We start from the raw sequence: 12916 nt of genomic DNA, 5'->3' as shown, positions 1-12916 counted from the left end.
AAAAATATTACATATGAAAACTTTACAAAAAACCATTTTAGCACTTTCTTTCGCATTTACAACTACTTATACTTTTGCCCAAACTGCTTACGAAAAAGCCATGATGCCGAAAGTTCAAACCATCGAAATGCCAAAACCTAATCCAGATGATTACACTGCTCAAGCCAATGATTTTGCAAGAATTGGAGACAAAGAAAAAACACTTTGGCAACCGTATTATTACGCCGCTTTTTCGATTCTAAAAAAAGGAAGAACACTGATGCAACAAAACCAAATTGCACAACTAGACGAAGTGGCAAAAGAGGCTCAAAATTATATTGACAAAGCAGAAGCGCTTTCTCCAAATAATGCAGAAATCTATATTTTGAAAAAAATGAATCACGGGCTTAAAATGATGGTAAATCCTATGGAAAGATGGCAAACTGAAGGACAAGCTGCACAAAATGCTTTAAACGAAGCCAAAAAAATAGACCCAGAAAATCCTAGAATTACAATTATGGAAGCCGAAGATTTGTATTTTACACCAGAACAATTTGGCGGAAGCAAAACCAAAGGCATTGAACTTTTTAAGAAAGCTTTAGAACAGTTCAAAACTTACAAAATAAAATCGTCTCTTGACCCAAATTGGGGACAAGGTGAAGCAAATTATTTCATTGCTCAAGCGAAATAGTTTTAAAAAAAATTCTATAAAAACCACGAAAATTTCGTGGTTTTTTATTTTCTATAGTTTTCTTTAACTAAAAAATCCAACATCTTTTTTACAATTCAGTATACAAAAATGACGGTTCAGTCAACTAAAATTTGAAAGCGCCTCTTATAAAACTACCTTTACATCAAGAAATTTAACCCCATCACAAAATATTAATTTTTAAAATTCAAACACTATGGAAACGTACAAAACAACACAAGAACAGAAACTAGAAAACGCTAGAAAGCACGTAAAAAGAATCAAAGGTTTTTACACGCACGCTTTGGTTTTCGTATTGGTAAACGTATTTATTATTTTCTCTAATGCAATTGCAGACGGAAAAGGTTTTAATAACATAGATAATTATTACACGGCTTTTTTCTGGGGTTTCGGCTTATTGGCTCATGGTTTATCGGTTTTTGGTGGTGAGCTGTTTTTAGGCAGAAACTGGGAAGAAAGAAAAATCCAAGAAATTTTAAACGAAAAATAATTTTAAAATATTATTTTTAGAAAATGAAACTCGAGGTAATCAAAAAAACGGCACTTAACCTACTCTACATCAATATTATTGTAAGTCTTTTTATCTTCTTAATTGATCCAGAAGAAAAAACATTCGAAAGATACTCTGTTACTTTCCTTATTTCTGGAATGTACACGTTTTTCATAGGTTTAGGAAACGGTTTTTTAAACGATTATCTAGATTCTAAATTCTCGTGGACAGATGAAACACGCAAAAGAACCATCGCCGCAATTGTAGGAACTTTGGTGATGAATGTTGCACTGGTTTATTTTTGTAATTATTTGAATTTCATTGTAATACAAGGCAAAAATCCAGAAAAATTCTTCAATGGAGAGATGAACTTCATCAATTGGTTTTTCATCAATTTTGCGATTATGATTTCGGCAATTGGTCACGCTAGAGGTTTTATGGCGGCTTGGAAAAACTCTACCAAAAAAGAAGTAGTAGAACAAAAACTCATCGCCAAATCAGCCAATGCGCAATTCGAAAGTTTAAAAAATCAATTAGACCCGCATTTTTTATTCAATTCTCTGAACGTTTTAGACTCTTTGATTGAAGAAAATCCTGTTCAAGCGCAACGTTTTACCAATTCTATGTCGAAAATTTATCGCTATGTTTTGGAACAAAAAGACAAAGAACTGGTTTCGGTGGAAGAAGAAATAGATTTTGCCAAAACCTATTGCGAACTGCTGAAAACGAGATTTGAAGACGCTGTAACCTTTGAATTCAATATTTCTGAAGAAGACAAAAAAGGTTTTGTAGTGCCACTTTCTCTGCAACTTTTGCTCGAAAATTCGATTAAACATAATTTTGCTACTTCATCTAAACCATTGAATATCAAAATATTTACAGAAAAAGGAAACCTCATCATCGAAAATAATTTGCAAACAAGAGAATTGCCGAATAAATCTACAGGAGTAGGTTTAGCGAACATAGTTTCGAGATATAATTTATTAACCGAAAGAAATGTCTTTGTAGAAAAATCAGAAACTTTCTTCCGTGTGAAACTCCCTATTTTAACAGAAAAATTGAACCCTATGAATCCATATACTCCATCACAAGAACAATTGGCTTACGAAAAAGCCGCAAAACGCGTAGAAGAACTCAAAGGTTTCTACGGAAACTTAATTTCTTACTGCATTTTTATCCCATTTTTAATTTTTATCAACTTCCAAACTTCGCCTAAATATCATTGGTTTTGGTGGCCAATGTTAGGTTGGGGAATCGGTGTAATTTCTCACGGAATTAAGACTTTCGGAATCGGAACAGATTGGGAAGAACGCCAAATCAAAAAATACATGGAAAAAGAAGAAGAAAACGCTAGAAAATGGAAATAACTATGAAAAATCAAGATAAATTCAACGAAATTGCTTACAAAAAGGCACAAAAAAGAGTAAAAGACATCAGAACGTATTATTACATGGTTTTGGGATATTTAGCAGTGGGTTATTTCATTGTTAGCCGAAATTATGACGGGAATCTTCTTAATATTTCTAGAAATTACAGCGTTTGGATTGTAATCTTGTGGGGAATTTTTCTTTTGGGTTACGGAATTTATTTATTTACACCTTATTTCAGAAATTGGGAAGAAAGAAAAACCAAAGAATTAATGGAGAAATACAAACAAAAAAATTAAAAAAATGGAACCTATAAACGATAAAAATATTCAATACGAAAGAGCCAGAAAAAGGGTGAAAGAAATCAAAGGTTTCTATATTCACGCTTTGGTTTATGTGTTGGTCAACTTGTTTTTAATTCTGTCTACATCCATAAAATACGATTCTTTTGAAACATTTTTCCAGCAGAATCAATTCTGGGGAATCGGACTTTGGGGAATTGGACTTTTTGCTCATGGTTTATCCGTTTTCTTGCCTAATTTTATCCTCGGAAAAAACTGGGAAGAAAAGAAAATACGTGAATTGATGGAAAGAAATAGAAATTTGAAAATTTGAAAAAATGAGCTAATTTGGAGATGAAATTATTCTTAAAAATAGATTCTTCATTCCGTTTCACTTCACTCAGAATGACATTAGAAAACCAAACTTTACCTTGAACTTTGAATTGAAAATATGAAAGTAGTAATTATAGAAGACGAAAAACCAGCCGCGAGAAAACTCGAAAGATTATTAAGCAATTTTACTGATTTACAATTGGTTGCAACGCTCCATTCTGTGGAAGACGCTGTAGATTGGTTCAGTAAAAACGAACATCCGAAACTGATATTTTCAGACATCGTTTTGGGTGATGGTTTGTCTTTTGATATTTTTGAGAAAGTTCCTACCAAAAGTTTCATCATTTACACTACTGCTTTTGATCAATATACCTTAAAAGCCTTCAAACTCAATTCCATAGATTATCTTCTCAAGCCAATTTCAGAAGAAGATTTAGCCAAAGCAATTGAAAAATTCAAAAGTTTTTTGCCTTCAGAAGAAACACACAACGCTTTGGAAATGAAATCTTTAATCAAAGAAAATCAACCGAAATTATCTAGAATTCTAGTGAAAATTGGATATAATTTGAAGGTCATCAAAACTGAAGAAATTTGCTGTTTTTATTCTGAAAACAAAATTGTTTATGCACAGACTTTAGAACGCAGTTTTCCGACAGATTTTACCTTAGATGAATTGGAAGAAGTTTTGAATGAAAAAACGTTTTTCCGTGTAAACAGACAGTTTATCATCAGTTCAGATTGTATCAAAAACATTCATACTTCACCGAATTACAAAGTAGAATTGCAAGCGCAACCTGCCGAGGAAATTACGGTAAGTAGAGAACGCGTGAAAGATTTTAAGGATTGGTTGGTGAAGTAATTGAAAATTGAAAGTGCAAAATTGAAAATGATTACTATAGAAGAAATTGTAGATTTTACAAAAGATTGCTTAAAAGAAGATAATATTTTTCCTGACACTGATATTTTTTCTTTAGGAGTTTGTGGAGATGATATGGATGAATTTCTTGAAAGTTATCACAAAAAATATAATGTCAATTTTGATAACTATTTATGGTATTTTCATAATGAAGAAGAAATAAGCAGTAGCTTTTCAATTGGAAAAATTTTCTTTAAAAGACCTTATGATAGAGTAAAAAGAATTCCCATAACTCCAGAAATTTTAACAAAATTTGCTAATACAAAGGTTTGGGAAATTGATTATCCAGAACATCAACTTCCCAAATATCGCTATGATGTTTTAATAGACCAAATAATCTTTGGAGGATTAGCTTTAATAATTCTATATTTTAGTTTTAAAGACTGTTTTGGATAAAATCAACCCTTATAAAACTCACTCGCAGAATTGATAAAATGATGAAAAGCTTTTGTTACTTCTTTCTGAATTTTGTTCGTTAAAGGAAACGGAACCATGTGCGAATATTCATAAGAAAAATCCTGAATTTCCACTTCAGTTTTTATATTTCTGTAACCGCCTTGTAAAGTATTGAGTGCTTCAATTGGAGGCGCAACTTCATCTTTTTCAAGAACATAGAGTTTTATTTGATGATGCAATTTTTTAATTCTTTCTTCTCTTTCTTTTTGAAAATAATTATACCTCAACATCATTTTGAACCAACTTTCCTGCGGATGTAATTTCTCGTCCTGAAAATGTCCTAATCTTTCATCAGACTGAAAATCTGAACTCAATAATTCTGCAAAAACAGATTGCATTTTGATGGCTGCTCTTGCGTCCATAATGTATTTCGAAATCGGAAACATTCTGTCAATAGTCATTCCGCCACAAAAACAAAAGAGTTTTGAGTTTTCAAAAATTCCTTCCGGATCTGCCATTTTTAGAATCATCGACAAAAATGAACCAATAGAATAGCCAAATAAATCAATAGAAGTTTCCGTTGAAATACTTTTAATCTTCTGATTTCTAATGTCTTTCACCACTTGTATCACATCTGAATACGTCTGAAAACCAGACCAAAAAATTCTCTGAGGATGCGCTTCTAAACGTGAACTAATGGCTGCATTTACAAATGAACAATTGGTATTTTCGGGATAATTTTTCTTTCTGAACTGTGCTACTTCTACCATTGCACGTCTGTCACTCCAGATTTCTTCGGCTCTGTTCATGTGAAACGCAATCGGGAAAAGAATGATGGCTTTTTTGGTTTTTTGAGCCAATTCATAAGCCCAAGGTAAATATTTGTCCCACTTTTTCTCGTTCAATCCATGGAAAAAAATAAGCGTTCCTTCGGCGATTTCTACATCTGCTCTTTTGAGAATATAATAGTCAAAATGTTTATTTCTTTCGATGTCAAAATCTTTTACATCAATACTGGAAAAACCGTAAAGCGTTTGATTTTCATTGTTTTTTTTGAAATGTGTTTGGTGTTTTTCGCAAGAAGTGGTAGAAAAAGAACCGTTGAGTAAATCTGCTTTTTTAGAATGAAAATGAATGGTTTCTATCGTTACATTTAGGTCTTCAATTATTTTGAAATTTCCTTTTTTTTCAAAGTTTTCTTTTAAAATTTCATAGAGTTCATTGTAATTCATAAGCATCATTTTAATTATAACTTCAAAATAAAAGTTTTTATTGCTTAAAAGCCTTTATTGATAAGGTTTTTTCTTATTCTAAACATAAAAAAAGCAGACTGTAATAGACTGCTTTTCCTTTATATTTTTAAAATTTCTAAGAAATCACTCCGCTTCCTAATAGTTCTTCGCCTACATACCAAGCTGCGAACTGTCCTTCTGCAATCGCAGATTGTGGATTTTCGAATTCTATGAAAAATCCTTCTTCAAACTGATAAAGCGTGGCTTTTTCTAGCGGTTGACGGTATCTAATTCTCGCCAAAACTTCCATAGATTCTCCGTTTTTAAGACGTAAATCTTCACGAACCCAATGCAATTCTGAATTGTCAATTTTCAAAGCTTTTCTAAATAATCCTGGGAAATTTCTTCCTTCTCCTACATACACCAAATTATTTTCCATATCTCTGGAAATGAGGAAACAAGATTCTTTATGTCCGCCAATTCCTAAACCTTTGCTTTGACCAATTGTGTAAAATTGTGCACCTTGATGTTTGCCAATTACTTTTCCGTCTGATTTTTTGTAATGGATTTTTGCAGACAAATACTCTAACTCTTCTAATTTTGAAGAAAATTCAGGTTTTTCTTTGTGATATTCAGCAAAATCACTGAAAATTTCTACAATTTGGCCTTCTTTGGCTTTTAATTGTTGCTGAAGAAAAGTAGGCAAACTTACTTTCCCGATGAAACAAAGACCTTGAGAATCTTTTTTATCGGCAGTTGCCAATTCCATTTCTCTGGCAATTTCTCTTACTTCTGGTTTGGTGAGTTCTCCAATCGGGAAAAGCGCTTTAGAAAGCTGTTTTTGACTCAATTGACACAAAAAATAACTTTGGTCTTTGTTGTTATCTTTTCCAGCCAAAAGTTGATACACTTCTTCCCCATTTTCATTGGTAAAAGAATCTAATCTGGCGTAATGTCCTGTTGCTACTTTATCTGCACCTAGAGAAAGTGCGGTTTCTAAAAAAACATCGAATTTTACTTCTCGGTTGCACAAAACATCAGGATTGGGAGTTCTACCCTTTTCGTATTCGGCAAACATATAATCTACAATGCGTTCTTTGTAGAGTTCGCTCATATCAATCACTTGGAACGGAATTCCCAGTTTTTTGGCCACTAAAAGGGCGTCATTACTGTCTTCAATCCAAGGACATTCATCTTCTAAAGTTACGGAAGCATCGTTCCAATTTCTCATAAAAAGTCCGATGACTTCGTGACCTTGTTTCTGCAACAAATACGCTGCAACGCTGGAGTCTACACCTCCTGATAAACCGACTACTATTTTCATAATTGAGTTACGCTTTCGTTAAGGGAAAGTTTTACGACTGCAAAATTACGAATTAAAAACTCATTTGAAATTTTTCTGCTAAATTTGAATCATAGAAAATTTCTAAAAATGAAAAAATTATCTCTTTTCTTTCTAATGTTAATGTCTTTTTCGGCATTTTCACAGGTGGAAACACCTACACAAAACTCTAAATGGACTTTTGGTGGTTATGCTGGTTTAACTGGTGGTTTTGGCAGTAATAGCGGCATTGCAGTACATATTGCACCAAGAGTAGGCTATAAAATTTCTGAAAATTTAGAAACAGGTTTGATGGGAAGTCTCAATTGGCAAAACTCTTCTTATTCTTATTCTACTTTGTTTGGAATTGGACCATTTGTGAATTATTATTTGGGCAGAAATTTCTATTTGGGTTCTCAATTTCAGGAATATTTTATCAATCAAAAAATAAAATCCTCAGAAGAAAAATACAGTTCAAACGAAGCTGCACTTTACATTGGTGGAGGTTATATGCAAAGAATGGGCAACAATTCTTATTTGCAGATTGGCGGAATGTATAACGTACTTTGGAAACAAAACAACAGTATTTTCAGCAGTGGTTTTGTTCCTAATATTGGGGTGGTTTTTGGGTTGTAATATTTATGTATAATTTCAATTTTGAAAGAAAAAGACTAATAGAAAGTTTAGATTTTGAAATATCTCAAAATCGAGAAAATTCAATATTTGTATCTCTAAAAAATATTTTATTAGAACAAACTTCTATTAACAAATTAAATGGTGCAATTTCACGCATTGTGATTGACTCTTTGGATTTTAATCTAAAAGTTTCAGGAGAATTATTAAATTTTGAATCAAATTTTAGAAATCTTTCTAATAAAATTAAATCTAAGGAATTAAAAAATTTATTTAAATTCTTAATAGAGAACAACTTCAATACTGAATTCGTAGGTAAAGCGTGGGATAATTGTAATGCTGATTGGTATTATTTTGATTGTAGTTTGAACATTGGCAAAATAAAATCAAAATTGTCCTTTGGTCATAATATTGTTCTTCACGAAAATCTAGATAATAAAAGCGGACTTGAGCGCGGATTTATTGATAAAACAACAGGTGAAGGAATAATTGGAAAAATAAACTAAAAAAACCTCCGAAATTTCGGAGGTTTTGCTTTATGCTTTTTGTTTAGATTTCTTTTGGGTTTCACCTTCTAAAGCATCTTTAGCTTCGTTTAGTTTTAGAACTACGGTTTCGCCTTCAGAGAATTGTTTGTTTACGAGCATTTCTGCCAATAAATCTTCTATGTATTTTTGGATGGCACGTTTTAGAGGTCTTGCTCCAAAATCTTTGTCCCAACCTTTCTCTGCGATGAAATCTCTAGCTTCGTCTGTTAATTCTACTTTGTAGTTTAGTTTTTCGAGACGTTTGTAGAGTTTATTTAACTCAAGGTCAATAATTTTCTTGATGTCTTCTTTTTCAAGAGAATTGAAGATGATAATATCATCTATTCTGTTTAAGAATTCTGGTGCAAAAGCTTTTTTCAGAGCGTTTTCTATGGTTGCTCTCGCTCTAGCATCAGAAGAAGTTTTCTTCGCAGAAGTTCCGAATCCTACTCCATCCCCGAAATCTTTTAAATCTCTGGTTCCGATGTTAGATGTCAAGATGATAATCGTATTTCTGAAATCTACTTTTCTGCCTAAAGAATCGGTAACGTGACCTTCATCTAAAATTTGCAATAAAATATTGAAAACATCTGGGTGTGCTTTTTCTATTTCGTCTAATAAAACTACTGCGTAAGGCTTTCTACGAACCGCTTCGGTTAATTGTCCGCCTTCTTCATAACCTACATAACCTGGAGGCGCTCCTACCAATCTAGAAACCGCGAATTTCTCCATGTATTCACTCATGTCTATTCTAATCAATGCATCATCAGAATCGAATAATTCACGAGCCATTACTTTTGCCAATTCAGTTTTACCAACACCTGTAGTTCCTAGGAAAATAAACGTACCAATCGGTCTGTTCGGATCTTTCAATCCTGCTCTATTTCTTTGGATGGCTTTCACCACTTTTTTCACAGCATCTTCCTGGCCAATCACTTTTCCGTTGAGTAAATTATCCATATTGGCTAATTTATCCATCTCGTTTTTGCCCACTTTTGTTACAGGAACTCCAGACATCATCGAAACTACCTCAGCTACATTTTCTTCGGTCACCACTTCTTTTTTCTCCTTCACTTCTTTGTCCCATTTATCTTGAGCCACAGCCAATTCTAGTTGTAAACGCTCTTCTTCATCTTTTAATTTTCTCGCTTCTAAATAATCTTGAGCTTTTACCGCTTTTTGTTTAAGTTCCTTAATTTCTTCAATTTGCTTTTCATGCTCAATGATGTCAGTAGGAACTTTCATGTTTTTGATATACACTCTAGAACCCGCTTCGTCCATCGCGTCAATCGCTTTGTCTGGAAGGAATCTATCGGTAATATATCTCGAAGTAAGGTTTACACACGCTGCAATTGCTTCGTCTGTATACGTTACATTATGGTGATCTTCGTATTTGTCTTTAATTTGATTCAAAATCAAAATAGTTTCTTCTACGGAAGTAGGTTCTACCATTACTTTTTGGAAACGTCTTTCTAAAGCACCATCTTTTTCGATGTACTGACGGTATTCGTCTAAAGTAGTCGCACCGATGCATTGAATTTCGCCTCTTGCTAAAGCAGGTTTAAACATATTAGAAGCATCTAAACTTCCTGTAGAACTTCCCGCACCAACAATCGTATGCAATTCATCTATGAAAAGAATGACGTCTCTGTTTTTCTCCAATTCAGTCATAATCGCTTTCATTCTCTCTTCGAACTGACCTCTGTATTTAGTTCCAGCAACTAAACTTGCTAAATCCAAAGTAATTACACGCTTGTTAAACAGAACTCTAGACACTTTTTTCTGCATAATTCTGAGCGCTAAACCTTCTGCAATGGCAGATTTACCAACGCCTGGTTCCCCAATCAAAAGTGGATTGTTTTTCTTACGTCTTGACAGAATTTGAGAAACTCTTTCAATCTCTTTTTCTCTACCAATTACAGGGTCTAATTTCCCTTCAGAAGCTAGCGCAGTAAGGTCTCTACCAAAATTATCTAAAGTTGGCGTTTTGCTTTTTCCTGTTCCTAGATTTCCAGTAGGTTTTTTCATTTGACCGTATTCTTCACGCTCTTCGTCATCATCATACGCAGAACTTTTTGGTAACTGACCAGAGTTTTTAAGCATAGATTGATATTCTTTAGCTACGCTATCATAATCAATTTCGTAAGCGCTTAAAATATTGGTAGTAGGATCTTCCATTTTATAGAGAATTCCTAACAAAAGATGAACGGTATTAATTTCTGAAGCTCTATATTGTCTGCATTCTAAATCTGCTCTTTTTACCGCATAATCCGCTAATTTGGTGAAAGAAATATTCTCCTTTTCTTCTGAAAAAGGATTGGTATTTACGTTCATGTTTTCAATCTTTCTGCGAATCTGAGTAAGATCTGCCTGAAGATTTTCTAAAATTTCTTTAGCAGAATTATCCGTCTGAATAATTCCCAACAAGAAATGTTCAGTAGATAAAAATTCGCTATGCAAACGTTTTGCTTCGCTTTTACTGTGTTTGAAGACTTTGGTTAAGCCTTCTGAAAATTTATTTTCCATGATAATTTCTCTCAATAAAATTCTAATGAAGTCAATATGAATTGATTTCGTAAATCAAAGTTACAAATACTTTACCAAACTCATATTATGACTTTATGACATTATTTTACAAAATTAATAGCAGGAAATTAGTAATTTTGTCGTCTTAAATTTTTTTGAAATGGACGCGAATTGGGCAAATTATGTAGGTTATGCTGCATCATTCTTTGTAGTGCTGAGCTTTATGGTGAAAAACATCAAGCAAATTAGAGTGATTAATCTTATCGGTTGTATCGCTTTTGTAATTTATGGTGTTTTCAGCGGAATGTTGTGGCCTATCATTATTCCTAACGCAATTCTTTGCGTTATACAACTTTATCATTTAATAAAACACGATTAAAAGTTTTACATAATGAAAATTTTGGTAAGCGTTTTCAATAATTTATACACCGATCAGCGTGTGGAAAAATTCTGCAAAACCTTGCACGAAAATGCTTACCAAATAGAAGTAATAGGCAATAATTGGGGCGGAAATCCCGAAATGAAAAGGCCTTATCCATTTTCAAGAATTTCTTTACAGTCCAAAAAATTACGTTTCGCTTACTTAGAATTTCAGTGGAAATTATTCTTTGAATTGTTGAAAAAAGCTGACCGAAATACAACTCTTCACGCCAATGATTTAGATGCACTTTTACCCAATTATCTGGTTTCTAAAATCAAAGGAATTCCTTTAGTTTGGGATAGTCACGAGATTTTTACCGAAATGCCCACTGTTACCAATCGTTGGGTTCAGCATGTTTGGAGACTTCTGGAAAATGCTTTGATTAGAAAAATCAAATATTTTATAACGGCAAATGATTCTTATGCCAACTGGTTTGAAACCAATTATAAGATTAAAAGGCCCATCGTCATTAGAAATTTTCCTCAAAAATCAGAATCACCGAAAAGTTTCGTTGAAAACTCTCCAAAAATCATTCTTTACCAAGGAACCATCAATTATTCTAGAGGAATTGATAAGATGATTGAAGCGATGCAATTTATAGAAAATGCAGAATTTCACATTGCGGGAAGAGGTCCTTTTTTAGAAGAATATCAACAACTTACGAAAAAATTACATCTAGAAAATAAAGTAAAATTCTTAGGGAATCTACATCCAGATGATTTAAGAAAGATTACCGAAAAAGCAGATGTAGGTTTAAGCATAGAAGAAAATAAAGGTTTAAGTTATTACTACTCACTTCCGAATAAAATCGTAGATTACATACAAGCCAGAGTTCCTGTAGTTGTTTCTAAATTCCCCGAAATGCAGAAAATTGTAGAAAATTATCATTTAGGCGAATTTATCACTTCTCACGAACCAAAACATTTGGCAGAGAAAGTAAAAATTGTTTTAGAAAAGGGGAGAAATTCTTATCTTCCTCTGTTAGAAACGGCTGCAAAAGATCTTTGTTGGGAAAATGAAGCTCCGAAAATTCTGGAACTTTATGAAAGAGTAGGGAAGTTTCTGTAAAATAAAGGTTTACTCTAAATTCACTTGTTTCTACATTTAATTACTTCTAATTTGTATATTTGGTTAATTGATTGAACAAAAAAAACTATTCATAAAATGAAAAAACAAATGCTACTATTGATAGGAGTTTTCATCTTTTCCTTTATTAAATCTCAGAATACTGAATACATTTCAATAGGTAATGATCAATATGGAAATTCTTTATTTTACAAAATTGACAAAACTTTAAATAATGAATTTTATTTCTGGTTCAAGATTGAATATACTTTAGAGAATGATCCTGGAATGTCAAAATCAGAGTATTATTTACATGCAAAATGTGACAACAAGACTGAAGCAATTCTAAAGTACAAAAACGATTGGAGAAAAGATGATGAGGATGATGGAATCCATGAAGCCACAAAAGATCAAATCAAGTATGTTCAAACTTCTAAAAATCACAAAACATACTTTCTATTTGAGAAAAATTGTAAAAAATAAAAAAATAGATTGCTCTTTCAAAAGTGTTAATTTCTCATGCTATAGATTTAAAACTCTTTGCAACAAAAACAAAATATTAAATCCGCTTTTTGCGGATTTTTTTTGGAAAAGCCTTTGAATCTTCTACGAGTCAAATTAGGGTTTTGCTTTAGGTTTGCTCGTGGTTTCTTCGTGTTTCCTTCGAATCAGCCTCGGAAAAGTACCATAAATTACGAACAAACCACGAACAAACGTAAA

15 protein-coding genes are annotated in these 12916 nt (G+C 32.7%); 12 read left to right on the top strand and 3 right to left on the bottom strand.

Annotated elements, in window-relative coordinates; all coding sequences use genetic code 11:
- Nucleotides 1–13 precede the first annotated feature (13 nt).
- The 7 genes from C3729_RS04390 (at nt 14) to C3729_RS04360 (ending at nt 4471) form a co-directional block, all read left to right on the top strand.
- Nucleotides 14–670 (top strand): hypothetical protein, encoded by a 657-nt coding sequence (locus tag C3729_RS04390; RefSeq protein WP_104793036.1) that lies wholly within the window; start codon nt 14–16, stop codon nt 668–670.
- Nucleotides 671–884: 214 nt separating this feature from the next.
- A complete protein-coding gene (locus C3729_RS04385) occupies nt 885–1178 on the top strand; it encodes a 2TM domain-containing protein (RefSeq protein WP_104793035.1) in 294 nt (97 codons plus the stop codon).
- 23 nt (nt 1179–1201) lie between these two features.
- The gene (locus tag C3729_RS04380; RefSeq protein WP_104793034.1) at nt 1202–2545 is read left to right on the top strand and encodes a 2TM domain-containing protein; all 1344 of its coding nucleotides are present in this window, start codon (nt 1202–1204) and stop codon (nt 2543–2545) included.
- A gap of 2 nt (nt 2546–2547) precedes the next feature.
- Nucleotides 2548–2844, top strand: a complete 297-nt coding sequence (locus C3729_RS04375) for a 2TM domain-containing protein (RefSeq protein ID WP_165785711.1) — start codon at nt 2548–2550, stop codon at nt 2842–2844.
- Nucleotides 2845–2848: 4 nt separating this feature from the next.
- On the top strand, nt 2849–3160 hold the full coding sequence (locus C3729_RS04370; RefSeq protein ID WP_069799824.1) for a 2TM domain-containing protein: 312 nt from the start codon (nt 2849–2851) through the stop codon (nt 3158–3160).
- 117 nt (nt 3161–3277) lie between these two features.
- On the top strand, nt 3278–4018 hold the full coding sequence (locus C3729_RS04365) for a LytR/AlgR family response regulator transcription factor (RefSeq protein ID WP_104793032.1): 741 nt from the start codon (nt 3278–3280) through the stop codon (nt 4016–4018).
- Nucleotides 4019–4045: 27 nt separating this feature from the next.
- Entirely contained in the window at nt 4046–4471 is a 426-nt protein-coding gene (locus C3729_RS04360) for a DUF1493 family protein (protein ID WP_104793220.1), read from the top strand.
- A gap of 2 nt (nt 4472–4473) precedes the next feature.
- On the opposite strand, the gene C3729_RS04355 is transcribed toward C3729_RS04360, so the two are convergent.
- Entirely contained in the window at nt 4474–5703 is a 1230-nt protein-coding gene (locus C3729_RS04355) for a DUF6051 family protein (RefSeq protein ID WP_104793219.1), read from the bottom strand.
- A 136-nt stretch (nt 5704–5839) separates the two neighbouring features.
- Nucleotides 5840–7027, bottom strand: a complete 1188-nt coding sequence (gene mnmA / locus C3729_RS04350; protein WP_104793031.1) for a tRNA 2-thiouridine(34) synthase MnmA — start codon at nt 7025–7027, stop codon at nt 5840–5842.
- Between the two features lie 108 nt (nt 7028–7135).
- Between mnmA and C3729_RS04345 the strand changes: the two genes are divergently transcribed.
- Both C3729_RS04345 and C3729_RS04340 read left to right on the top strand, forming a co-directional pair.
- A complete protein-coding gene (locus C3729_RS04345; protein ID WP_104793030.1) occupies nt 7136–7660 on the top strand; it encodes a hypothetical protein in 525 nt (174 codons plus the stop codon).
- Between the two features lie 5 nt (nt 7661–7665).
- Nucleotides 7666–8163: a hypothetical protein gene (locus C3729_RS04340; protein WP_104793029.1), complete on the top strand. Its 498-nt coding sequence runs from the start codon at nt 7666–7668 to the stop codon at nt 8161–8163.
- 30 nt (nt 8164–8193) lie between these two features.
- On the opposite strand, the gene C3729_RS04335 is transcribed toward C3729_RS04340, so the two are convergent.
- Nucleotides 8194–10710 carry an ATP-dependent Clp protease ATP-binding subunit gene (locus C3729_RS04335; RefSeq protein ID WP_104793218.1) on the bottom strand — a complete coding sequence of 839 codons (2517 nt, stop codon included), beginning with the start codon at nt 10708–10710 and terminating at the stop codon, nt 8194–8196.
- A 160-nt stretch (nt 10711–10870) separates the two neighbouring features.
- Here C3729_RS04335 and C3729_RS04330 point away from each other — a divergent pair, with 160 nt between their 5' ends.
- From C3729_RS04330 to C3729_RS04320, 3 genes are all read left to right on the top strand, one after another.
- Nucleotides 10871–11089 (top strand): uroporphyrinogen decarboxylase, encoded by a 219-nt coding sequence (locus C3729_RS04330; protein ID WP_069799835.1) that lies wholly within the window; start codon nt 10871–10873, stop codon nt 11087–11089.
- A gap of 12 nt (nt 11090–11101) precedes the next feature.
- Nucleotides 11102–12199 (top strand): glycosyltransferase, encoded by a 1098-nt coding sequence (locus C3729_RS04325; RefSeq protein ID WP_104793028.1) that lies wholly within the window; start codon nt 11102–11104, stop codon nt 12197–12199.
- Between the two features lie 96 nt (nt 12200–12295).
- Nucleotides 12296–12679, top strand: coding sequence for a hypothetical protein (locus tag C3729_RS04320; RefSeq protein ID WP_104793027.1), 384 nt, complete (start codon nt 12296–12298; stop codon nt 12677–12679).
- Nucleotides 12680–12916 lie beyond the last annotated feature (237 nt).

It is taken from the genome of Cloacibacterium normanense, assembly GCF_002943105.1.
Taxonomy (GTDB): domain Bacteria; phylum Bacteroidota; class Bacteroidia; order Flavobacteriales; family Weeksellaceae; genus Cloacibacterium.
The sequence above is the reverse complement of the archived record's forward strand: the minus strand, read 5'-3'. Positions and strand labels throughout refer to the sequence as shown.

Excerpts from the sequence above, each read along its gene's own strand:
- C3729_RS04390 (WP_104793036.1), top strand. The coding sequence starts at position 14 with ATGAAAACTTTACAAAAAACCATTTTAGCACTTTCTTTCGCATTTACA.
- C3729_RS04385 (WP_104793035.1), top strand. The coding sequence starts at position 885 with ATGGAAACGTACAAAACAACACAAGAACAGAAACTAGAAAACGCTAGA.
- C3729_RS04380 (WP_104793034.1), top strand. The coding sequence starts at position 1,202 with ATGAAACTCGAGGTAATCAAAAAAACGGCACTTAACCTACTCTACATC.
- C3729_RS04375 (WP_165785711.1), top strand. The coding sequence starts at position 2,548 with ATGAAAAATCAAGATAAATTCAACGAAATTGCTTACAAAAAGGCACAA.
- C3729_RS04370 (WP_069799824.1), top strand. The coding sequence starts at position 2,849 with ATGGAACCTATAAACGATAAAAATATTCAATACGAAAGAGCCAGAAAA.
- C3729_RS04365 (WP_104793032.1), top strand. The coding sequence starts at position 3,278 with ATGAAAGTAGTAATTATAGAAGACGAAAAACCAGCCGCGAGAAAACTC.
- C3729_RS04360 (WP_104793220.1), top strand. The coding sequence starts at position 4,046 with ATGATTACTATAGAAGAAATTGTAGATTTTACAAAAGATTGCTTAAAA.
- C3729_RS04355 (WP_104793219.1), bottom strand. The coding sequence starts at position 5,703 with ATGAATTACAATGAACTCTATGAAATTTTAAAAGAAAACTTTGAAAAA.
- mnmA (WP_104793031.1), bottom strand. The coding sequence starts at position 7,027 with ATGAAAATAGTAGTCGGTTTATCAGGAGGTGTAGACTCCAGCGTTGCA.
- C3729_RS04345 (WP_104793030.1), top strand. The coding sequence starts at position 7,136 with ATGAAAAAATTATCTCTTTTCTTTCTAATGTTAATGTCTTTTTCGGCA.
- C3729_RS04340 (WP_104793029.1), top strand. The coding sequence starts at position 7,666 with ATGTATAATTTCAATTTTGAAAGAAAAAGACTAATAGAAAGTTTAGAT.
- C3729_RS04335 (WP_104793218.1), bottom strand. The coding sequence starts at position 10,710 with ATGGAAAATAAATTTTCAGAAGGCTTAACCAAAGTCTTCAAACACAGT.
- C3729_RS04330 (WP_069799835.1), top strand. The coding sequence starts at position 10,871 with ATGGACGCGAATTGGGCAAATTATGTAGGTTATGCTGCATCATTCTTT.
- C3729_RS04325 (WP_104793028.1), top strand. The coding sequence starts at position 11,102 with ATGAAAATTTTGGTAAGCGTTTTCAATAATTTATACACCGATCAGCGT.
- C3729_RS04320 (WP_104793027.1), top strand. The coding sequence starts at position 12,296 with ATGAAAAAACAAATGCTACTATTGATAGGAGTTTTCATCTTTTCCTTT.